25 protein-coding genes are annotated in these 22,325 nt (G+C 40.3%); 15 read left to right on the plus strand and 10 right to left on the minus strand.

The window, feature by feature from the left end; all coding sequences use genetic code 11:
• The first annotated feature begins 3 nt into the window (after positions 1-3).
• Positions 4-1,026 carry a PorP/SprF family type IX secretion system membrane protein gene (locus ABXG83_RS00765; RefSeq protein ID WP_353549597.1) on the plus strand — a complete coding sequence of 341 codons (1,023 nt, stop codon included), beginning with the start codon at positions 4-6 and terminating at the stop codon, positions 1,024-1,026.
• A 54-nt stretch (positions 1,027-1,080) separates the two neighbouring features.
• Here ABXG83_RS00765 and ABXG83_RS00770 read toward each other — a convergent pair whose 3' ends face one another.
• Complete coding sequence (locus tag ABXG83_RS00770; protein ID WP_353549598.1) at positions 1,081-1,830, minus strand: hypothetical protein; 750 nt, start codon at positions 1,828-1,830, stop codon at positions 1,081-1,083.
• A gap of 175 nt (positions 1,831-2,005) precedes the next feature.
• Between ABXG83_RS00770 and ABXG83_RS00775 the strand changes: the two genes are divergently transcribed.
• The 5 genes from ABXG83_RS00775 (at position 2,006) to ABXG83_RS00795 (ending at position 7,152) form a co-directional block, all read left to right on the plus strand.
• Entirely contained in the window at positions 2,006-3,301 is a 1,296-nt protein-coding gene (locus ABXG83_RS00775; RefSeq protein ID WP_353549599.1) for an aminopeptidase P family protein, read from the plus strand.
• A gap of 55 nt (positions 3,302-3,356) precedes the next feature.
• A complete protein-coding gene (locus tag ABXG83_RS00780) occupies positions 3,357-4,121 on the plus strand; it encodes a CDP-alcohol phosphatidyltransferase family protein (protein WP_353549600.1) in 765 nt (254 codons plus the stop codon).
• Positions 4,118-4,366, plus strand: coding sequence for a phosphoribosylformylglycinamidine synthase subunit PurS (purS, locus tag ABXG83_RS00785; protein ID WP_353549601.1), 249 nt, complete (start codon positions 4,118-4,120; stop codon positions 4,364-4,366). Before ABXG83_RS00780 ends, purS begins: the two co-directional genes overlap by 4 nt.
• 99 nt (positions 4,367-4,465) lie before the next feature.
• Complete coding sequence (gene rsmI, locus ABXG83_RS00790; RefSeq protein ID WP_353549602.1) at positions 4,466-5,131, plus strand: 16S rRNA (cytidine(1402)-2'-O)-methyltransferase; 666 nt, start codon at positions 4,466-4,468, stop codon at positions 5,129-5,131.
• A 137-nt stretch (positions 5,132-5,268) separates the two neighbouring features.
• On the plus strand, positions 5,269-7,152 hold the full coding sequence (locus ABXG83_RS00795; protein WP_353549603.1) for a M1 family metallopeptidase: 1,884 nt from the start codon (positions 5,269-5,271) through the stop codon (positions 7,150-7,152).
• A 35-nt stretch (positions 7,153-7,187) separates the two neighbouring features.
• Here ABXG83_RS00795 and ABXG83_RS00800 read toward each other — a convergent pair whose 3' ends face one another.
• From ABXG83_RS00800 to folK, 3 genes are read right to left on the minus strand one after another with little or no spacing between them, the layout of a single operon-like run.
• Positions 7,188-8,429, minus strand: coding sequence for an MFS transporter (locus ABXG83_RS00800; protein WP_353549604.1), 1,242 nt, complete (start codon positions 8,427-8,429; stop codon positions 7,188-7,190).
• 19 nt (positions 8,430-8,448) lie between these two features.
• Positions 8,449-9,081, minus strand: a complete 633-nt coding sequence (locus tag ABXG83_RS00805; protein WP_353549605.1) for a deoxynucleoside kinase — start codon at positions 9,079-9,081, stop codon at positions 8,449-8,451.
• Between the two features lie 50 nt (positions 9,082-9,131).
• Positions 9,132-9,611, minus strand: a complete 480-nt coding sequence (gene folK / locus ABXG83_RS00810) for a 2-amino-4-hydroxy-6-hydroxymethyldihydropteridine diphosphokinase (RefSeq protein ID WP_353549606.1) — start codon at positions 9,609-9,611, stop codon at positions 9,132-9,134.
• 109 nt (positions 9,612-9,720) lie between these two features.
• Here folK and sppA point away from each other — a divergent pair, with 109 nt between their 5' ends.
• A complete protein-coding gene (gene sppA, locus ABXG83_RS00815; RefSeq protein WP_353549607.1) occupies positions 9,721-11,478 on the plus strand; it encodes a signal peptide peptidase SppA in 1,758 nt (585 codons plus the stop codon).
• Here the strand turns inward: sppA and ABXG83_RS00820 are convergent.
• Both ABXG83_RS00820 and ABXG83_RS00825 read right to left on the minus strand, forming a co-directional pair.
• On the minus strand, positions 11,464-11,928 hold the full coding sequence (locus ABXG83_RS00820) for an RES family NAD+ phosphorylase (RefSeq protein ID WP_353549608.1): 465 nt from the start codon (positions 11,926-11,928) through the stop codon (positions 11,464-11,466). The two genes, sppA and ABXG83_RS00820, sit on opposite strands and share 15 nt — an antisense overlap.
• Positions 11,925-12,371 (minus strand): antitoxin Xre-like helix-turn-helix domain-containing protein, encoded by a 447-nt coding sequence (locus tag ABXG83_RS00825; RefSeq protein ID WP_353549609.1) that lies wholly within the window; start codon positions 12,369-12,371, stop codon positions 11,925-11,927. Before ABXG83_RS00825 ends, ABXG83_RS00820 begins: the two co-directional genes overlap by 4 nt.
• Before the next feature lie 109 nt (positions 12,372-12,480).
• Between ABXG83_RS00825 and ABXG83_RS00830 the strand changes: the two genes are divergently transcribed.
• Both ABXG83_RS00830 and ABXG83_RS00835 read left to right on the plus strand, forming a co-directional pair.
• Positions 12,481-13,587, plus strand: a complete 1,107-nt coding sequence (locus ABXG83_RS00830; RefSeq protein ID WP_353549610.1) for an ABC transporter permease — start codon at positions 12,481-12,483, stop codon at positions 13,585-13,587.
• Between the two features lies 1 nt (position 13,588).
• A complete protein-coding gene (locus tag ABXG83_RS00835) occupies positions 13,589-14,092 on the plus strand; it encodes an SRPBCC family protein (RefSeq protein WP_353549611.1) in 504 nt (167 codons plus the stop codon).
• Between the two features lie 234 nt (positions 14,093-14,326).
• Here the strand turns inward: ABXG83_RS00835 and queA are convergent, their stop codons facing one another.
• Complete coding sequence (queA, locus tag ABXG83_RS00840; RefSeq protein ID WP_178888048.1) at positions 14,327-15,376, minus strand: tRNA preQ1(34) S-adenosylmethionine ribosyltransferase-isomerase QueA; 1,050 nt, start codon at positions 15,374-15,376, stop codon at positions 14,327-14,329.
• Positions 15,377-15,562: 186 nt separating this feature from the next.
• On the opposite strand from queA, the gene ccsA reads away from it, so the two are divergent.
• The 3 genes from ccsA (at position 15,563) to ABXG83_RS00855 (ending at position 17,956) form a co-directional block, all read left to right on the plus strand.
• A complete protein-coding gene (ccsA, locus tag ABXG83_RS00845; RefSeq protein ID WP_353549612.1) occupies positions 15,563-16,243 on the plus strand; it encodes a cytochrome c biogenesis protein CcsA in 681 nt (226 codons plus the stop codon).
• Entirely contained in the window at positions 16,236-16,451 is a 216-nt protein-coding gene (locus ABXG83_RS00850; RefSeq protein WP_353549613.1) for a CcmD family protein, read from the plus strand. The genes ccsA and ABXG83_RS00850 overlap by 8 nt, the downstream gene beginning before the upstream one ends.
• A gap of 83 nt (positions 16,452-16,534) precedes the next feature.
• On the plus strand, positions 16,535-17,956 hold the full coding sequence (locus ABXG83_RS00855) for a Glu/Leu/Phe/Val dehydrogenase (protein WP_353549614.1): 1,422 nt from the start codon (positions 16,535-16,537) through the stop codon (positions 17,954-17,956).
• Between the two features lie 66 nt (positions 17,957-18,022).
• On the opposite strand, the gene ABXG83_RS00860 is transcribed toward ABXG83_RS00855, so the two are convergent.
• Positions 18,023-18,457 carry a type I restriction enzyme HsdR N-terminal domain-containing protein gene (locus ABXG83_RS00860; RefSeq protein WP_353549615.1) on the minus strand — a complete coding sequence of 145 codons (435 nt, stop codon included), beginning with the start codon at positions 18,455-18,457 and terminating at the stop codon, positions 18,023-18,025.
• An 86-nt stretch (positions 18,458-18,543) separates the two neighbouring features.
• Here ABXG83_RS00860 and ABXG83_RS00865 point away from each other — a divergent pair, with 86 nt between their 5' ends.
• Positions 18,544-19,314 (plus strand): AMP nucleosidase, encoded by a 771-nt coding sequence (locus ABXG83_RS00865; RefSeq protein WP_353549616.1) that lies wholly within the window; start codon positions 18,544-18,546, stop codon positions 19,312-19,314.
• Between the two features lie 59 nt (positions 19,315-19,373).
• Here ABXG83_RS00865 and ABXG83_RS00870 read toward each other — a convergent pair whose 3' ends face one another.
• On the minus strand, positions 19,374-20,033 hold the full coding sequence (locus tag ABXG83_RS00870; RefSeq protein ID WP_353549617.1) for a heme exporter protein CcmB: 660 nt from the start codon (positions 20,031-20,033) through the stop codon (positions 19,374-19,376).
• Entirely contained in the window at positions 20,023-20,589 is a 567-nt protein-coding gene (locus tag ABXG83_RS00875) for a thymidine kinase (protein WP_178888053.1), read from the minus strand. The genes ABXG83_RS00870 and ABXG83_RS00875 overlap by 11 nt, the downstream gene beginning before the upstream one ends.
• Before the next feature lie 112 nt (positions 20,590-20,701).
• Between ABXG83_RS00875 and ABXG83_RS00880 the strand changes: the two genes are divergently transcribed.
• Together ABXG83_RS00880 and ABXG83_RS00885 are read left to right on the plus strand one after the other, a co-directional pair.
• Positions 20,702-21,112, plus strand: coding sequence for a hypothetical protein (locus ABXG83_RS00880; protein WP_353549618.1), 411 nt, complete (start codon positions 20,702-20,704; stop codon positions 21,110-21,112).
• Between the two features lie 88 nt (positions 21,113-21,200).
• Positions 21,201-22,319, plus strand: coding sequence for an efflux RND transporter periplasmic adaptor subunit (locus ABXG83_RS00885; RefSeq protein WP_353549619.1), 1,119 nt, complete (start codon positions 21,201-21,203; stop codon positions 22,317-22,319).
• The last annotated feature ends 6 nt before the right edge of the window (positions 22,320-22,325 follow it).

A 22,325-nucleotide genomic window follows, 5' to 3' on the forward strand; every position in this document is an offset into this window, starting at 1 on the left:
CGTATGAGAAGTAGTGTACAGGTTTTTTTGGTCGGTTTTGCGTTTTGTCTGCTTGCTGTGAATGCAAGTGGTCAGGGCTTGAATTTTTCTCAATATTTCAATACACCAATGCTGGTGAATCCTGCGAATACCGGGTTCAATCCAGATTTTGATTATAGGATCGGAGGTAATTATCGTAATCAGTGGGCAAGCGTTGGCAATCCTTTTCGAACCATGAGTTTGTGGGGCGATACCAAATTATTCGGTAACCGATTTGAAAATGGCTGGATGGGTGTGGGGGCTTCTTTGTACAGTGACAGAGCAGGTAGTGGCAATCTTGTATCTACAAATGGTTATGCCAGCATAGCCTATCATCAAATGTTAGGATACAATAGTTTATTGAGCGGAGGTTTCTCAGTTGGATTCATCAATAAGCGCATTGATATTAGCAAGCTTAATTTTGATAACCAGTGGAATGGACAATTCTTTGATATCAATGTTCCTTCCAATGAGCCTTTTGCTTTTACACAAACCACATATGCAGATCTACAGGTGGGAATGAACTATGCATATTTCGCATCCGATAATTTTTATTTCAACTTAGGCGTGAGTGCACAGCATGTAAATCGTCCACGGGAAAGTTTTTTTTCACCTACAGCAGTGGATGCCAGATTGAATAGACGTTATACCGGCTTTGTGAATGCCAGTATCAAATTTGAGGATCTGTGGATCGTCAACCCCAATATTTATGTCAGCAAAATGGGGAATGCCTGGGAAACCGTAGTAGGCTTTAATGCAAATCGTAACCTTATTGGTGACGGCGAGCAACAAATGATTTTAGGCTTGTATTACAGACACAAAGATGCGGTTATTCCAATGGTGGGGTATCAGGTAAACGATACAAGATTTACATTCAACTACGATGCTACAATCTCTAATTTAGGTAGTATCAATGGAGCACGTGGTGCTTATGAAATATCCATCATCAAAAGCGGCATTTTCTCCAATAGCAGTAATGCAGTGAAATGTCCTACGGTGAGATTTTAGTGAATTGTGAATTGTGAGTAGTGAGTCAAGAATATACTCACTACTCACTATTCATTAATCTTCCTCTCTCTCGATCGAATAGTCTTCTTTGTCTAAGTATTTGCTATACTTTTTATTCACCTCAGCTGATTGTTCTTTTCCATTGATGAACATTTTTTTGTTCTTGATCTGGATCTTGTAAGATTTATCCTTGTCGATCAATCCGTCTTTATCCAGTTCATCTACAAACGCTTTTAGTTCTGCAATTTGCTTTTTAGCTTCGCGGATACCTTCTTTAGCCTCTGCCATTCCTTTCTCTACTTCTTTTCTGATGCCTTCAACATCAATATTGTGTTTGATCTTTTCACTCTTTAGTTCTTCTTTCACTTTGACCATCTCTTTTTCAACCTCTTTATGAATATCTTTAAAATCGATCTCACGTAAAGCAGCTTGTACTTCTTTCATAGCGCTTTCAATTTCACGTTTGATTCCTTCTACATCGATCTTTTTCATTTCCTCCATCGCTTTCTTCATGTCCTTTTCCATTTTGCTGAAATCCATTTTCAGTTCACGGTCCAGTTCAAGTGTGGCTTTATCAAGATCTTTCAAAGCTTTGTCCAGATCACCCACTTTGTATTCTCTGTCGTTATCTGAGTATACTTTGAATTTCTTTTTGCTTTTAGTGGTATCCTCATTTTCATATGTGAAGGAAAAGGGTTTGGGCGGATTCACTGATTCGCCGGCTGCTTTCCAGGCACTAAAACCAATGACTGATAATGCTAATACGGCTGCGCCGATCCATCTGCTGTTGATAAACGTTTTCATGCTGTTTGTTTTATTATTGAACGAATGATTTCGTAGTAAATATACGAGTGAATTCGTAAATAAGAAATATTTCGTGGATATTGATTCTTTTTTAACAATTGTCCATCAGATATGCGCAAGTTTTGGGGTCAGCTGAACCATAAAGTTTTATATTGCAAACTCCAAATATGAACCGATGAAATACTTGCCGCTCGATCCCAATCTATTCATAATCAATCGTAAGCGTTTTACCAAAGCCATGCAGCCCAACAGCATTGCCATTTTTGTTAGCAATGATGAATGGCCTATGAATGGGGATGCCTTACACAAGTTCAAACAGAATAGCAATTTGTATTGGTTGAGCGGTATCACCCAGGAAGATTCCATGGTAATTCTTTTTCCTGACTGTCCCGATCCGAAGTATAAAGAAGTATTGGTACTTGTGCGTCCAAATGAATTGAAAGAAAAATGGGATGGAAAAAGACTACGCAGAAACGAGGCAACAGCGATATCCGGAATAGAAACCATCGTTTGGCTCGATACACTGGATGCTTTTTTGCAAACATGGGTACATTTAGCCGATAATATCTACCTCGATACCAATGAAAATGATCGTAAAGCATCGCTGATCAGAAGCAGGGATTATCGTTTTGTTGATGAAATGAAAGAACGTTATCCATTACATCAATACCATCGCGCTGCCAAGATCATGAAATCACTTCGGGCAATCAAGACCAAAGAAGAAGTGGCAGTGATACAACAGGCCATCAATATTACCGATAATACTTTCCGCAGATTATTAGGATTTATTAAACCCGGCGTTTTTGAATACGAGATCGAAGCAGAGATCTTTCACAGTTTTTATAGTCAACGCGCTACCGGGACTGCCTACGGAAGCATTATTGCAAGTGGCGACAGAGCCAGAACCCTTCATTATGTTTCCAACAATCAGGAATGTAAAGATGGAGAAATGGTATTGATGGATTTTGGAGCAGAGTACGGCGGTTATTGCGCTGATCTTACCAGAACAGTCCCTGTTAACGGTAAATTCACACGCAGACAAAAAACTGTTTATAATGCTTGTCTACATTTACACAACTATGCGAAGAGCATTTTAAAGCCAGGCATTTCTATTGTTGACTATACCGAAAAAGTAGGAGAGGAAGCAACACAACAATTTTTAAAAATCGGATTGTTGCGAAAGTCTCAAGTAAAGAATGAAGACCCGGAGAATAGGGCATATCGCAAATATCTTTACCATGGCATATCCCATCATCTGGGGATTGATGTACATGATCTTGGAACAAGAACAGAGCCCATTCAAGCAGGAATGGTCTTTACGGTAGAACCCGGTATTTATATTGAAGAAGAACAAATGGGTGTCCGTATCGAAAATAATTTCTGGATCACTAAAAATGGAAATATAGACCTCATGAAAAACATTCCCATCACAGTGGAAGACATCGAGGCGTTGATGAAGAAAAATAAATAAGTAGTCAATAGACCATGGTCCATGGACCATGGTCTATTGACCTTAAAAATATTACATGAAACAAATCCCCAATCTCTTTACCCTTCTGAATTTGTTGTGTGGTTGTATTGCTATTGTGATGGTGATGCAAACAGGATTGACCATGGCTTATTCATCAAATGGAGAAACAATTGTAGAAATACCGGAACAAATGCAATGGGCAAGTGTACTACTTGCCGGTGCTGCGATTATCGATTTTTGTGACGGCTTTTTTGCGCGATTATTGAAAGTGCCCTCAGACATGGGAAAACAACTGGATTCTTTGGCGGATCTGGTAAGTTTTGGTGTGGTTCCGGGGTTGATTGCCTGGCAGTTCCTCCGATTGTCTGTAGCTCAGGATGCCGACGGATTGGACGCCTCCATCGGATGGTTATTACCGGCATTCATTTTACCATGTGCAGGCGCATTCAGACTCGCAAGATTCAATATTGATACTACTCAGCACTACGGGTTCAAAGGGGTGCCAATACCCGCGGCAGGCTTGTTGCTGGCTTCTTTTCCGTTGATATATTGGAATACGCAAGAGACATGGGTGATCTCATTATTACTCAATAAATGGGTTTGGTATGGCATCATCTTATTGGTCAGTTACCTGATGGTATCTACATTACCCATGATGGCGCTAAAATTCACGCACCTGACATTTCGGAAATTGTTCCCTTTCCTGCTGATGGCCGTCATTGCAGTGATTACTGCTTTCTTATGGGGATGGTTATCAGTTCCTGTCACTTTTATTGCTTATGTAGTTCTATCTTTGCTCCTTAAACAAAAAGAATCATGACCTATAACGTGCAGATCAAAGTAATGCCATTAAAAGACCTTCTCGATCCTCAAGGGAAAGCAGTATTGGGCGGACTCCAAAACCTTGGTTTAGGGGCTGTGAGTGATGTTAGAGTTGGTAAACACATTACACTGCAGATCGAAGCGGCTTCTGAAGCAGAAGCCAAACAAATAGCTGAAGACGCATCCAAAAAACTACTTGCCAATCCGGTGATGGAGTTTTATGAGATTGAAATGATAAATTAATTATCTCAGATCGCAGATGTCAGATGTAAGGAAGAAAGTAATTTGAGTGCTTATATCATTTACTAGATCTGACATCTGATATCTACCATCTGACATTACATGCTGTATCTTGTTCCCACACCCATCGGTAACCTAAAAGATGTAACACTCCGTTCTTTGGAAGTTTTACAGCAAGTCGATGTGATCTTATGTGAGGACACACGCACTTCATCCAAATTCCTGAATCATTACCAGATACAGAAACCACTTTCTCCTTATCACCAGCATAATGAACATAAAGTAGTTGCACATCTTACCGATCAGATGAAAGCAGGGAAAACCTTTGCATTGATCACAGATGCAGGTACACCGGGAATCTCTGATCCCGCTTTTTTATTGGTAAGGGCTTGTATTCAAGAAGGTATCAAAGTAGAATGCTTGCCGGGAACTACAGCTTTTGTTCCTGCATTGGTCAATAGTGGCATACCTTCCAACCGTTTCGTATTTGAAGGCTTTTTGCCAATCAAAAAAGGAAGACAAACGCTTTTTAAACAACTAGCTACAGAAGAGCGAACAATGGTATTCTATGAAAGTCCAATGCGGCTGGTAAAAACGTTGGATGAAATGGCAGGCTACTTTGGTGCTGAAAGATATTGCAGCGTGAGTAGGGAGCTTACCAAAATGTTTGAAGAAAATTATCGGGGTACTTTACAGCAAGTCGCTGATTATTTTAGATCGAAGTCTGTAAAAGGAGAGATCGTGATCGTGGTTGCAGGCGCTTCCTGATCAAGGGCTCATTTTGTTTGATCCTGTATCCCCTTTTATTTTAATAAATCTCATCGCTGTGTTCAATTCAACCATAAAATAGCGCCACAGCTCACTTTTTTTTCTGAAATTAGCCACTCATAAACGATTAGCACGACATGAAACAATCACTCTTGAAAATTTTCTTCCTGTCAACTGTCATCTGTCTTGTATCAACCGATACGATTGCACAATCTGACCGTTGGCAACAAAAGATCAAATACCAGATCAATGTGAACATGGATGTAAATACCAACCGTTTTACAGGGGTCGAAAAAATTGATTATTGGAATAATTCTCCGGATACGTTAACAAGGATCTTCTTTCACCTGTACTGGAATGCCTTTCAACCGAATAGCAGTATGGATGTTCGTAGTCGTGAACTCGGAAAAACAGTGTTACGTGAGCCATCCAGGGGAAGTGATGGATTAGACTGGGATGCAAGAGTAAAAGACAGGATCAGCAAACTGAATCCTGAACAAATCGGATTTCAGCGAGTGGCTTCTGTTAAGATCAATGGTGTAGCACAGGAACTCAAAGAACATGAAACCATTTTAGAAGTTGTATTGGCAAAGCCAATCATGCCCAAATCAAAGATCCAGATGGATGTACAATTTGAAGCACAAGTGCCATTGCAGATCCGTAGAAGTGGAAGAGACAATGCAGAAGGAGTTCGCTATAGCATGAGTCAGTGGTATCCTAAATTGGTTGAGTATGATTATCAGGGATGGAATGCCAATCCTTATATCGCTCGCGAATTTTATGGCGTATGGGGAGATTTTGATGTGAATATCACCATCGATAAAAACTATTTTGTTACAGCGGGTGGTGATCTGATCAACGGAAATGAAATTGGTCGTGGTTATGAAACTCCCGGTAGTAAGCCTGTTGCTCCTACACAAAATACCATTACTTGGAAATGGCAGGCGTATAACGTACATGATTTCATGTGGGCTGCTGACCCTAAATATAAAATGATCACAAAAGCAACTGCCAATGGACCATTATTGCGTGTGGTATATAAAGGTACTGACTCGGCAGCTGAAGTGAATGACGCTCGCTGGCAACGTGTGTTAGATACAGCTGTAGTGGCATATCCGATCATTGCCAGAACATTTGGACCTTATCCTTATAAGACCTACACATTTGTACAGGGAGGAGATGGCGGTATGGAATATCCTATGGCAACATTGATGAAAAATGCAAGCATCGGTACTGCCATACATGAGTGGATGCACAGCTGGTATCAAATGATGATGGGTTCCAATGAAGCATTGTATCCTTGGATGGATGAAGGATTCACAGATTATGCAACATCTAGAGTTATGGCTGAAATGCGTGGTAGTAAAGGATTTGCAGCTGAAGGATCTTATCGCAGTTATTTCAATTTGGCAAGAAGTGGTTTTGAAGAACCGGCAAGTACACATGCAGACCACTACAATACCAATTTTGCATATGGTGCAGCATCATATAGCAAGGGCGCTGTATTCATGGAACAACTAGGATACATTGTTGGTGCTAAAGTGCGTGATCAGATCTTATTGGATTATTATTATCAGTGGCGCTTTAAACATCCTAATCCCAATGATTTTATTCGTGTGGCAGAAAAAAGAAGTGGGATGGAGTTGGATTGGTATAAAGAGTATTTTATCAACTCAACAAAAACAATTGATTATGCAGTAGGTGATATCAATGTTGTAGATGGAAAAGCAACATTGGCCGTAAAACGTGTTGGTAAAATGCCAATGCCATTAGATGTTCTGATTACGTATAAAGATGGTAAACAGGAAATGCATAATATACCACTCGATCTGATGTATGGAACAAAGCCTGCGGAAGATGCAACAGAACGCATCGTAGAAAAGCCATGGCGCTGGACTCATCCAGAATACAAATTCACGATCAGCAGAGGAATACAAGATATCAAATCCATAGAGATCGATCCATCGATGCGAATGGCGGATATCAATCGAAACAACAATAAATTGGTAATACCAGATTAATCGAAATTACAGAAAGCATCCTTCGGGATGCTTTTTTAATATTCCATCTTCCGAAGGCTAGGTGCTTTGAACCATGTTGTAGCAACAACCAGTAGGGTCATACATCCACCAAAAACCACTGAAGGAATCACACCCAATAATTTCGCCGCCACACCACTTTCAAATTGCCCTAATTCATTACTGCTGTTGATGAACATAGAGTTCACGCTCATCACTCTTCCTCTCATCTGGTCAGGAGTTTTCAACTGAACGATGGTGCCTCGTATGATCATACTGATGCCATCCAGCATCCCGCTTAACATCAATACAGCAAACGATAACCAGAATAATCTTGAAAAAGCAAAAATGATGATGCAAACCCCAAAGCCAGCTACAGCAAGTAATAGTTTTTTGCCTTGTTGTCTTTTTAATGGGAATGCTGTCAGCAAAATGACAATGAGTATGGAACCGATATCTGATGCGGCATTTAACCATCCAAATCCGATAGGTCCTGTTTTGAGAATGTCTTTCGCAAAAACCGGAATCATTGCAACAGCACCGCCAAATAAAACAGCAAATAGGTCAAGGCTTAATGCGCCTAGTAATTCTTTTGTTTTAAAAACAAAACTCAACCCTTCCTTCACACTTTCCATTGTTTTTTTCTCACCCTTTTCATTGAGTGATGGTTTGGGCTTGATCTGAAACATGAACATAAATCCGATGAATACAAGGGTCGATATCACAGCAAGCGAACCGGTATTTCCGATCAAAGCAATTAGAAATCCTACGGTAGCATGTCCTGTAACCGAGGCCGATAACCAAATACCTTGGTTCCAGGTAGTGGCATTTTGTAATAGATCCCTCGGTACAATCGATGCTACCATCGTACCAAAAGTAGGTCCGGTGAATGCACGTATGATACCTGTAAAAAATATGATGATATAAATTGAAAAAGCGATCCAGTGTTTACTCAACTGCTCTGTTGTGTAGGAGGTTGATAATAGTAAAAGAAATAAAGCACAAACCAGATAAAGGGTGACTCCTCTGAGTAGGAGTTTTCTTTTTTCACTGATATCGATGATATGCCCCGCATATAAAGAAAGTGATACAGCGGGAATCACTTCTGAAAGACCGATCAATCCAATGGCAAAGGGGTCATTCGTGAGTTCATAGATCCACCAACCAACCAATGTTCCCATCATTCGCAATCCCATGATAAAGAGAAACCTGCCCATCATGAGATTCCTGTACTCACGAATTCGCATGGCCGCGAATGGATCATATGCTGGTTTGTCCATGTAATGCTTTTATACGTTCTCAGGGTAAACTGAAATAATGTTGTCCGCCTTCATAGTCTTTCTCCAGTGCATCTAAAACAATATCCAAATGTTTCTCATTGCCTAAAAAATCTGCATTACTCGCATCAATGAAAATGGTTTTGATATTGTGTTGTTTGATATAACTGGTATACGTTTCTTGAATATTGAACAAATACTCATCAGGAATAGATTGTTCATACTCGCGATTTCTTTTCCTGATATTCTGCTGTAATTTATTGACAGGTGCATGAAGATAAATGAGTATATCCGGAAACACCAACTGTTGATGAATGATGTCAAATAGCTTTTGATATAACCTGAACTCTTCTTCGGGTAAATTCACTTTGGCAAACAACAAACATTTGGTGAAGAGATAGTCGGAGACTGTAACATGTTGAAACATATCCTTGGTCTGCAAAAGATCTTTCAACTGTTTATAACGCTCAGCCATAAAAAACAATTCCAATGGGAAAGCGTATTGTTGAGGGTTATCATAAAACTTCGGAAGAAAGGGGTTATCCGCAAATTCTTCAAGGATCAGTCTCGCATTTAGTTTTTTCGACAACAAATGAGCCAAAGTGGTTTTGCCTGCGCCAATATTTCCTTCTACTGTAATGTATTGATACTTCATGTCCTATAAGCAATAGCGCCCAAAATTAACCGTGCTACAGTAGTGATCACTTATTTTTTTTGCACATTTAAGGTGTCCGGACAAGTTTGCAGTAATTCAAGGATCGATTTCTTTTCGGTAGGATGTATCAACTCAGGAGCGATTTCTGCCAAAGGCAATAATGCAAATCTGCGTAAAGGGAGAGCGGGATGCGGGATGGTCAAAATTGGTGAATGCTGTATCAGGTCATTGATCAATAAAATATCCAAATCAATGATGCGCGGTCCCATTTTAACGGTTCTGATACGTCCCATGGTACTTTCGATATCCAGCAGTGTCTGCATCAGCACATCAGGAGACAGGCTGGTTGTTATTTGAAGTGCCTGATTCAAAAAGGCGGGTTGATCTGTCTTACCCCAGGCTTCCGTTTCATAGATCGAGGAACGGGCAACGATCTTTCCGCAGTTCTGTTGAATCAATTCAGCCGCTTGCTGCAGATTATTCAATCGGTTTCCCATATTACCGCCTGTCAGCAAATACGCTGTATTCATAAATTGGAGATATTTACAGCTCCAAATATCTTTAAATTCACAAAGTCGCACAGGATTATTTCGGTAAAATGATAGGTGTATCTGTGGACAGTGATTAAACAACGGAATTATGCGTAATTTTTTTAAAATATTCTTTGCATCATTACTGGCATTGATCGTTTTTACAGTAATTGGGATTTTTTTATTGATCGGGTTTATCTCTAGTGCTGCCTCACCTGAAGTACCAGTTGTTGGCTCAAAAGCAGTGTTGGTATTGGATCTTTCTGTGAATTTCAAAGAACAGGCTCAGGAAAATCCATTCGGGTCTTTTATTTCCAATGCAGAATCTGAAGTTCCTTCATTGTTTGATGTTGTAAGATTATTGGAAGAAGCCAAGTCGGATTCATCCGTGAAAGGTTTATACATTTTAGCAGCCGATAATGCCAATGGATTTTCTTCCAGCGAAGAAATACGTAAAGCGGTATTGGATTTCAAAAAGTCAGGAAAGTTTGTTCTCGCATACGGAGAAACCATGACACAGAAAGCCTATTATGTGGCCAATGCTGCGGAAAGAGTATATGTACACCCGCAAGGCGGACTCGAGTGGTCAGGTTTTTCGTCTAATCTATTTTTTCTGAAAGGCATGTTGGATAAGTTGCAAATTGAACCACAAATATTCTATGCAGGTAAATTCAAAAGTGCAACTGAGCCTCTTCGAGAAACTAAAATGACAGAAGCCAATCGTTTACAAACTGCAGTATGGCTGGGAGATCTGTATGCTTCATTCTTACGTTCAACTACAACATCCAGAAATATTGACTCTGCTACCTTACATGAATTGGCCATCAATGGAAAAATTCAGACAGCAGCAGATGCATTGCAATACAAACTGGTAGATGGATTAAAATATGATGACGAAGTAAAAGGTGAGATGCTGAAATGGTTAAAAAAAGATCCCAAATCGTCTATCAATTTTGTGACCATTAATGAATATGCACAAGCAACCTCATTGGGCAACTATACTAGTGGAGGAAAGATAGCAGTGATCTTTGCACAAGGAGATATTGTCAGTGGCGAAGGTGATGAGGAGCAAGTGGGTAGTGATGTCTTTAAAAATGTATTGCGTAAAGCAAGATTGGATAAAGACGTAAAAGCCATTGTACTTCGTGTGAACTCACCAGGCGGTAGTGCGTTGGCCAGTGATGTGATATGGCGTGAAATATCATTGGCTAAAAAAGTAAAACCCGTAGTAGTAAGTATGGGTGATGTGGCAGCATCAGGTGGTTATTATATTGCATGTAATGCTGATGCTGTATTTGCCAATGAAACAACAATCACCGGTTCTATTGGCGTATTTAGTATTGTTCCCAATTTTGAATCTTTCCTGAAAAATAAACTGGGTATTACTACAGATCGCGTACGCACAGCTCCCTTTGCTGATATGGGAGCGGGTGATCGTCCACTCACCGAAGCAGAAAAAAGATTTTTTCAATCCGCTACCGATTCTATCTACACCACCTTTAAAACAAGGGTTTCAGAAGGTCGTGAAAGAAGTATGGAATATGTAGACAGTATAGCACAAGGCCGGGTATGGACCGGTACACGGGCTTTACAAATCGGTTTGGTAGACAAAATAGGAACATTGCAAGATGCGGTTGACCATGCCGCAGCGCTGGCTAAACTGGATGATTATCGGGTCAGAGAATATCCGGAGAAAAAAGATCTGTTTCAACAGATCATGGGGGGCTATAAAAAATCGATCAGGTCTTCTCTGATCAGTGAAGAAATTGGGCTGGAACAATGGAACTTCCTGAAACAGTTGAAACAAGTAAAACAAATGGTAGGAGAGCCCCAAACAAGAATGCCTTATTTCTTAACGGTTCACTAAAGGGAAAAGTCTTTCATCAAAAGAAAAATCACTCACTTCTTTCATGCGTATTTTATTGAAATCTTTGTGTAAAGGATTCAATAGAAAATTAGATTCTTGCGGAATGATCACTGATGGGCATTCGATTACCAATGCTTTTTTTTCCTGAAGAATTTCACTGCCCATCCATTGGGTATAACCAATATCTTGGTGCCAGTTCTTTTTCAGATTCTTTGTGTTGATCTGATATTTGATGGCAGTATCAGGAATGGTTAATTGAATCAATCTGAATGGCTGAAGTGCTTCAAAGCTTCCTGCGTTCACTAATATCTCCAACAAAGACAGAGAAATGGTACCACTGGTATACAATACGTTCGTGCCGATAGCATTCCATCGTCCGCCATGTAACTTAGCACCGGTGCCAGTTAGATCATCGGCAAATAGGTAATGAGCAAAACGATAAACGATCATGCGTAAATACCTTGCTGGATACGAGCCAATTGATGAATGGTTTCTTGAATACCACGTGCAGAAGACAGCGAATGAAAATTCAGTACCTGCCCCATAACGGTTTTATCTTTTTTCAGCCATTGATAAAAACTATCCGAAGAAGTAAAAGTGGCAAGGCCAATATCAATTAGTTCTTGTAATTGAAGAATACGATCTGTGTAAATACCTTCAAAAGAACTATTGTTTTTTGCATACCGCTGTAAAGTGCGTTCCGATAAGTGTAAAATACCTGCCCATTCAGTTTGGGTGAAAGGAACCTTATCTGCAATTTTTTTGAATTTGCGATAAGTGAACTCAGCAACCTGGGGTAATCCTTGTTTGGGTACAGGAATATAGGGCATGGCAAATTCTTCCACCACGCGGTTAGGTGTACCGATCGGGTTAATTTTTTTAGCTTTTGCCATTTGGTAACATTTGTCTTACAAATATACGACATTTGTCTTTTAGATGATCTTCTCGGCTCTTTTTTTGGATTCCTCTAGAAAAGGATAGATTTGTGGTCAATAGTCGGATATGTCAGCTAAATACAGTCAGTTCAAAGCCATGTTTGCCATTACACGGGCTAGCCTGAAAGCGGTCTTCAGGAGTCCGTCGGCCGTTATCTTCAGTATTGCATTCCCTTTGATATTCATTCTTGTATTTGGATTTGTAGGAGGCGGGGGAAAGGTCTCGCTGAGTATTGCTTTCGCGCAGAATACCGATACACTCAACCCGATTTATCCTTCATTGAAAAAGATATCCGGTATCCGTATCATTGAAAAATCAGCGCAGGAATTAAAGGAAGATCTTGAAAAAGGCAGGCTTACTGCGATCGTCAATATACAGAAATCGGGTTTGGAAAATCCGCCCTACACCATACAACTGTCCAGTTCAGAAGCGGTCAATCCTCAGAATCTACAAGTGCTTCGCTCCATATTGAATGCGGTGATCGCTGGTATCAATCAACAAACTTTTTCCAACACGCCTACCATTGCAATGGTCAATAGTGAAGTAGAAAAGATCCCGGGTAGGGTGTATCGCACCATTGATTTTATTTTACCCGGACAATTGGGATTTTCATTGTTGAGTGCCGGTGTATTTGGGGTAGCATTTCTCTTCTTCAATTTGCGTCAACAGTTGGTTTTGAAGCGCTTTTACGCCACGCCGATCAGAAGACCCTATATAGTGTTAGGAGAGGCTTTGAGCAGGGTCATCTTTCAAATGATGACTGCTGTGATCATTATCGGGGTCGGACATTTTGCTTTTAAATTCACGCTCGTCAATGGAATGGAAACCTTTTTGACGATCATGTTACTGAGTTTTATTGCTCTTATCCTGTTCATGGGATTTGGCTTTATTGTGAGCAGCTTGGCTAAGAATGAAAGTAGTATTCCACCATTTGCCAACCTGATCACGCTTCCCCAGTTCTTGTTGGCCGGTACATTTTTCTCTATCGATGCGTTCCCTTCCTGGTTACAACCATTGTGTAAAATATTGCCACTGACACATTTCAATAATGCCATGCGTAACATTGCGTTTGAAGGAGCCGGGTTGGCTGCATGTGGACAAGAGCTGTTGATTTTGGGTGCATGGACAGTTGTTGTATATGCCGTTGCGTTCAAGACCTTTAAATGGGAATAATATGAAACTGCTAAAATTAGGATTGATAAGTTTGGTGATCTTGTTTTTGTTAGCAACGATCATGGGTATTGCGCTCCCTTCAAAAGTATTGGTATCAAGGGCCGTGAATATATCCGCTCCGGTAGATTCAGTACTTGCTCAAATAAAAGATATTCAACAATGGCCGAATTGGGTTGAAGGAATGAATGATCCTTCTGTTCGTATTGAGTCTGCTGTGAGTGCTCATATCGGTAAGAGTGAAGTAACGATCATCGAAAACAATGATAGTACGGTTGTTAGTACCTGGATCACTGCTAAAGGCAAACCACAGATCAGTACCATACGTGTCATCTATCAACCTCAACAAAACGTTACCATCGTGCAATGGCAGTTTGAACAATCTATTGGCTGGCTTCCCTGGGAAAGATTGGGCTCTATGATGAACGATAAGATCATGGGTCCGATGATGGAAAAGAATTTGGATCAACTCAAACAGCTAATAGAGGCAAAAAATCGCAGCTTGTAGAATTTTTTTGCTGATTTATCCCCAATTTTCAAATTTTATTTGCGTTTATTTGCGTCTTTAGAAAAAAAGTTGCAGTTTTATACAAGGGTTACAACTAATGTTTGTTAGTTTTAGGCGAGTTCAAGATTCAGTTAAACAACTTCTTATTTAGGGTATATGGGAGTTGTTGGTTGTTAAATGAAAAAAGCCATTCCGTTTTAGCGGGATGGCTTTCTCTTTAAATGGACCTTACTGTTAGATGATCAGTAATGCATCACCATAACTAAAGAATCGATATTTATCTTTTATTGCTTTTTTATATGCTTCCATCGCAAGGTCATAACCGGCAAATGCACAGGTCATGATCAGCAGACTGGTTTTTGGTAAATGGAAATTAGTAACCAAACTATCAGCAACATTGAAATTGTAAGGAGGATGGATAAAGTGATTGGTCCAACCTTCGCTTGGTTTCAATAATTTCTGAGCAGTGAAGCTGCTTTCCATCGCACGCATGGTTGTTGTTCCGATAGAACAGATACGATGTCCGCCTTCTTTTGCTTTGTTTACGATCTTACATGCTTCTTCTGAAATAGCATAATACTCAGCATCCATTTTGTGTTTGCTAAGATCCTCTACTTCGATCGGACGGAAAGTTCCCAATCCGGTATGTAAGGTCACTTCTGCAAAGCGAATACCCAGGATCTCACAACGCTTGATCAGTTCTTTACTGAAGTGTAAGCCAGCTGTAGGAGCTGCTACGGCACCTTCATGCTTGGCATAAACGGTCTGATAGCGTTCTTTATCTTCTTCATCAGGCTTGCGCTTGATATATTTCGGGAGTGGGGTTTCTCCTAAAAATTCCAGCATCTTTTTGAAGCTCTCATCATCATCATCCCACAGGAAACGAATGGTTCGTCCACGACTGGTGGTATTATCGATGACTTCGGCAACGAGTTCTTCGTTATCTCCGAAATACAGTTTGTTGCCCACGCGAATCTTTCTTGCGGGATCAACGATCACATCCCAAAGACGATTGGGTTTGTTCAGTTCACGCAGCAAAAATACTTCGATCTTGGCGCCGGTCTTTTCTTTGCGACCATACATACGTGCAGGGAATACTTTGGTGTTATTCACTACAAATACGTCTTTGTCATCGTAGTACTCCAGAATATCACGGAAATGTCTGTTTTCCATGTGACCACTTTTACGATCAACAACCATCAATCGGCTGTCTTCTCTTTTCTTGGTCGGATGCTGGGCAATAAGGTTAAGGGGTAAATCGAACTTAAATTGAGATAATTTCATGTTACGGCATGATTTTTTATGAAGTCGGCAAAGGTACGGATTTTTCCCCTCTTTTAAAACTGTTGTTACAGATTTCGGGGGATAATATTTTCCAATTCCGTTGACATATTGATGGGCTTTCACCTAATTTTGCGCAAACAGTTGTTAGTTTGACTGGTGTTTAGGGAAAACTGTAAAAACCCGATCATGATTCGAAAAGTCTGGTGGAAGATATTAGCTGTTATTTTATTGCTCTATACCTGTTCCTATGGGTTTCTGGTAAAAATACCCAAGTTGGATGACCGATTACAGGAGTCTATCCGTAATTTCTTTTTCCATGTACCCATGTGGTTTGCTATGATGATCCTATTGGGTGTCTCTGTTGTATACGCTATTAAATATCTCCGCAGCAGAAATCAACTAGATGATTTTTATTCATCTGCTTTCGCTGTTACCGGTACCATTTTTGGTTTTTTGGGTCTTACTACCGGAGCTATCTGGGCCAACTACCAGTGGGGAAGTCCATGGAGTGGCGATCCGAAACAAAACGGAGCAGCGATCGCTATGCTGATCTATCTGGCTTACTTTGTTTTACGTGGAAGTATGAATGAAGAGGAGAAGAAAGCAAGGATCGGAGCTGTGTATAATATTTTTGCCTTTTTCATGCTCTTTCCCACACTCTGGATATTACCTCGTCTCACGGAATCCCTTCATCCGGGTGGAGAAGGCAGTGAAGGAAATCCGGGTTTGAATGGAAAAGATATGGATGCCAATATGCGTTCAGTTTTTTATCCGGCAGTGATCGGTTGGACCTTACTGGGTGTATGGATCAGCACTTTGCGTATCCGATATGAAATTTTAAAAGAACAACAATTGATTCATGAATAAACTACTGAAAACCCTATATACATTCGTCGCCATATTAATATTCAATATGGCTGCATCAGCCCAAGAAGTAGCCGCTGAAACCGATGTAATGAGAAGCAATGGAAAAATATACGTAGTGATGGCAGTAGTACTTACGATCATCATTGGATTGTTCATCTACGTAGCATCTTTGGATAAAAAGATCAGTAAACTGGAGAAGAAAAGATAATAGACCATAGTCCATGGACCATGGTCTATAGACTATTAACTATTAGCTAAACCATAAACGTTAAAAACAAAAACGATTAGCTCATGTCAGATCACAAACCGTATAGCTTCTTTCAAAGTGTTGAGAGAAGTTTTGATAAAGCGGCCAAATTTACCAAGTGGGAGAAAGGTTTGCTCGAACAGATCAAAGCCTGTAACAGCATTTACAGTATGCGTTTTCCGGTAAAAATGGATGATGGCCGTATTGAAGTTATTGAAGCTTACCGTGTACAACATTCGCAGCACAAATCTCCTTGTAAAGGTGGTATTCGTTTCAGCGAAGAAGTGAATCAGGATGAAGTGATGGCACTTGCCTCTTTGATGACTTACAAATGTGCAATTGTAAACGTACCATTCGGTGGTGGTAAAGGTGGTATCAAGATCAATCCTCGTAACCACAGTGCTTATGAGTTGGAAAAAATCACAAGACGTTATACCGCTGAACTGGTGAAGAAAAATTTCATCGGTCCTGGTATCGATGTACCTGCTCCTGATTACGGAACCGGTGAACGTGAAATGGCTTGGATCGTGGATACTTATGCATCCCTGAAACCTGGTGAGATCGATGCAGCAGGTTGTGTAACCGGTAAACCCGTTACACAAGGTGGTGTTCGCGGAAGAAAAGAAGCTACCGGATTGGGAGTTTTCTATGGCATTCGCGAAGTATGTAATATGCCTGATGTAATGAAAAAGCTGGGTCTTTCTATTGGTGTTGAAGGCAAAACAGTAGTGGTACAAGGCTTAGGTAATGTGGGTTACCATTCTGCTAAATTTTTCCGTGAAGCTGGTTCTAAAGTAGTGTCAATCGCTGAATATGAAGGTGCTATTTTCAATGCGGATGGATTGAATGAAGAAGAAGTATTCCAACACAGAAAAAAGACTGGTTCGATCCTGAATTTCCCGGGTGCAACCAATCTTGCGAAAAGTACTGATGCATTGGAATTAGAATGTGATATCCTGATCCCAGCCGCTCTTGAAAATGTTATTAATGGTGACAATGCTCCTCGTGTAAAAGCAAAGATCATTGGTGAAGCTGCTAATGGACCATTAACTCCGGAAGCAGATGAGATATTTGCTGCAAAAGGTACACTGGTTGTTCCTGATATGTACCTGAACGCAGGTGGGGTAACCGTGTCTTATTTTGAGTGGTTAAAGAACCTGAGTCACGTTCGTTATGGACGTATGGAAAAACGTTTTACTGAAAATATGAATAACCATATCCTCGGACAAATCGAGGAGCTCACAGGTAAGCAGGTTTCAGGAAAAGAACGTTCTTTCATTTTACATGGTCCAGAAGAAGTAGATCTGGTGCATAGCGGATTGGAAGAAACCATGATCACTGCAACACGCGAGATCATGGAGATTTGGAAGAATAATCCTGAAATTCCAGATATGCGTACCGCTGCGTATGTATGTGCCATCAATAAAGTAGGTACATCTTATGCTGAGTTAGGTATCTTCCCATAATAGGAATGTTTAAATTGAAATGTCTGATGTCTGATTTGATTTTTTCAATCCGATATCAGACATTTTTTATTGATAGACAGGGATCGTATTCAGCGTGATGAGTTGATCATTTTCTCTCCCAATTCCCCTGGTATCATTACCATTGGTAACGATCAAATACGAAGCCTGAACAACAGTTTGATAACGCAATAATTGTTGCATCACCACTTCATCGATGGGTGTATTCATTTCCTTACATTCTATCAGTAGCCAGGGATGATCATTTTTGTAAACAAGAATATCAAAACGTTTTTTGAGTTCCCCCATTTGTATTTCCTTCTCGATCGCTATCAATGATGCCGGATAATTCATGACCTGCAACAGATACTGAAGAAAGTTTTGTCGCACCCATTCTTCAGGGGTCAACCGTATCCATTTTTTCCTTAACGGATCAAAAATATACTCCTTGCCTTCTCTGGTTTCAATTTTAAAAGAATAGGAGGGGTAGCTTATTTTGATCATACTACTTGCAAATAGAATTGATTTTTTGTATTTTAGCCAATTAACCTGTTCAAAGATAACCGGCAGGCCATCAAAATAGTTATGTTATGAAAACGAAAGCGGAAATTGTGAACAACTGGCTCCCCAGGTATACCGGGGAGAAATTAGAGAATTTCGGTAAGTACATCCTGCTGACCAACTTCAGCAATTATGTGACCATGTTTGCGAAATGGAACAAGGTTAAGGTTGTTGGAGCCGATCGCCCCATGCAATGTGCCACGGCAAATGGCATCACCATTATCAATTTTGGAATGGGTAGTCCGGGCGCAGCTACTATCATGGATCTATTAACTGCGATCACACCAGAAGCAGTTTTATTCCTTGGGAAATGTGGAGGACTCAAAAGAAGAAATAAACTCGGCGACCTGATCTTACCGATTGCAGCCATCAGAGGAGAGGGTACATCCAACGATTATTTTCCTCCAGAAGTTCCGGCAATGCCGGCATTCGCCTTGCAGAAAGCCATTTCAACAACCATCAGAGACTATAAAGTAGATTATTGGACGGGGACCGTTTATACCACGAACAGAAGGGTTTGGGAACATGATGATGCATTCAAATCTTATCTCACCAAAGTGCGGGCCTATGCCATCGATATGGAAACAGCTACCATCTTCACAGTTGGTTTCTTTAATAAAATTCCAACCGGTGCATTGTTATTGGTCAGCGATCAACCCATGATTCCGGAAGGCGTAAAAACAGAAGCCAGTGATAAAAAAGTAACAGCTGATTATGTAGAGAGACATCTCAAGATCGGTATCGACTCTCTGAAACAACTGATCAATAAAGGACAAACAGTAAGACACCTGAGGTTTTGATATTTGATTTTTTGATCTCTGATTTTAATTCAAAAAATCAGAGATCAAAAATCAAAAAATTAGTCCTTCCATAAAAAAGGAAACAAGATGACAGCTAGTGCAATCACGAGGATATCTAATCCAACCAACATGAGCACCATCTGCCACCAGCCGGCTTGAATTACATCAGAGAATCCGGTGCCAGCAATTTTCATCAATAATAATAGTTGAGGAATGATCAATGGAAATCCCATGATCGCCATAAGCGCCGCTTGTTGTTGAGCTTTGGCGGCAATAGCGGCTAAAAAAGTGAACACGAGACTCAAGCTCATACCTCCCAAACAAGCGATCGCAGTAAAGGTCAAAAAGTTTTCTAAGGGGTTGCCTAATAGAACTGCAAATATTCCCAAACTGAGCAAACTCATCAACAACATTAACAGCAGATTGAATAGCAGTTTGGATAAAACAAAATCAACGGGTCCTGCTATGGAATAGAAGTACAACATTCTACCCTTGCTTTCCTGCAAAAAGCTTTTGGCAACAGCATTAACACAAACAAATAATTGGATCACCCAAAATAAACTATTCCAAACGGTATCATCCGGTTGCCCCATCGATAAATACACCACAAATATGGTAGAAGCTACATAGAGCAGGATACCATATAAGGTGTACTGCTGTCGCATTTCCAGCAAAAGATCTTTTTTAACCAAAGACAATATCGTGCGACTACTTTTCATGAAAACATTTTCTGCAACGGGGTTCATAGGTTTCTTTCTCGCCTAATAAGACCTGACCATCCCCTTCAATTTTTCTGTAAGATACATTAGCAATATTGCCACACTTCATACAGATGGCATGTAATTTCGTAATATAATCTGCCACTGCCAATAAATTCGGCATTTGACCGAATGGTCTTCCCAAATAGTCCATATCCAGACCTGCCACAATCACCCTTGTACCTCTTAATGCCAGTGTTTCGCATACATGCATGATCTCTGCATCAAAGAACTGAGCTTCATCAATACCTACAACGTCTACATCCTGTGCCATCAATAAGATGGTTTGAGAATTTTCAATTGGAGTGCTTTGTATACTATTGGCGTCATGACTTACAACCTGTGTTTCGTCGTAACGAACATCAATGGCAGGTTTATATATTTCTACTTTCAGATTAGCGATCTTGGCTCTCTTTAAGCGACGTATCAATTCTTCGGTCTTGCCGCTGAACATACTTCCACAGATAACTTCGATCCAGCCTCTGCGCTCACCTGTTAAATTTGGTTCAATAAACATATAAATAACGAATCAAGGCGGGCAAATTAGTCTAATCGAGACTTATTTTCATATTTTTGCCTCGCATTTTACAAACAAACTAAGCCCGGAAAAAGCAAGTAGAAAATTAGGCATGAAAACTATCTTACAAAAGTTTCTTGTATTACTGCTGCTGATCTCCTTCGCTAATATAGTGACGGCGAGGCCCGGGTGTCATTTAAGAACGGTAGAGACCACTGCCGATGCAGATGACCTAAGGTTTAATAAGACCGAATCTTTCACGCTCATTGAGTTTCTGTTAGAGCGCATTCATGGTCTTTCTGATAATATACCCAACAACGAAGAAACAGGGGTTCATTACAGTGTTTTCAGAACACATAGTAAAAGTATTGCCACACCGCGCATTAAAGCTGCAGAACAGCCTAAAAATCCGGTTTCTTTGGCAGTCGCTCCGACGGTTGATCTGTTGCATCATACCAATCAGTATCGATCACCGATCACGGGGGTATTCCACGGGTTTCTTTTTAGGCTTACGCCATTTTGATCTTCACTCGGTTTCCGTTTTCTTTTTTGCTTCCTGTTCAGTGAAGCGTGCACATGATTAGAACTATTCATCAATTTAAACGAGTGAAATGAGATCAATTTTACCTGTAATGGGCGTATGCATATTATTATTCTTCTCTTGTAAATCTGAAAATAATGAAGGGCTAAAAGAACAGGATATGATTTTACCTGTTCTTGAGATCACAAAAACAGATACACAGCTACTGGTTGATTATGTATCTGACATACAAGCAGTAAAAAATGTAGAGATACGAGCACGTGTCAATGGTTTCTTAGAGAAGATTTTTGTGGATGAAGGACAAAGTGTGAAGAAAGGTCAACTGCTTTTTCAAATCAATGATCTGGAATACACAACCGATCTGGCAAGAGCAAAAGCCAATGTGTCCAATGCACAAGCTGAAGCAAAAGCTGCAGAACTTGAAGTTTCAAGGACAAAATTATTGGTAGAAAAGAAAGTGATCTCTGCAACAGAATATGATCTGGCATCTGCCAGACTAAAAGCTGCAAATGCTAAAGTAGAAGAGGCATTGGCGTTACAGGCAAGTGCCCAAAATAAGTTATCTCTGACAAATATCAGGTCTCCTTTTGATGGTATCATCGATCGTATTCCATTGAAGATCGGAAGTATGATCGATCCGGGCGCTTTGCTGACAACCATTTCAGATATTCATGATGTATTTGCATACTTCCATATTTCAGAGAGTGAGTACTTGCGCATCAAAAAGGGGATGTCAGAAACCCATAAAAATGTTCCTGTTCAATTGATACTGGCTGATGGAACAAAATATCGTCAGGAAGGACGGATTGAAACGGTGGATGGAGAGATCAATGAAAATACCGGTGCCATTGCTTTCAGAGCAAGATTTCCAAACCCTGAAAAATTATTACGACATGGTGCATCGGGGAAAGTTCGATTGGTGAGTGAAGTAAAAGATGCGATGCTGATCCCACAAAAATCTGTATTTGAAATCCAGGATAAGAACTACGTTTTTGTAGTGGGGTCAGATAATATTGTTAAGATGCGTGGCTTCACTTACAGTAAGCGCGTTGCAGATTTTTATATAGCAGAACAAGGACTGATGGCGGGCGAAAAGATCGTATACGAAGGTGTACAGAATATTCGCGACGGTATCAAGATCCGACCTAAGATGATCACTGCTGCTAACATGATTGCTTACAAAAAATAATCCATC

The sequence above is a fragment of the Sediminibacterium sp. KACHI17 genome (assembly GCF_040362915.1).
Classification (GTDB): Bacteria; Bacteroidota; Bacteroidia; order Chitinophagales; family Chitinophagaceae; genus Sediminibacterium.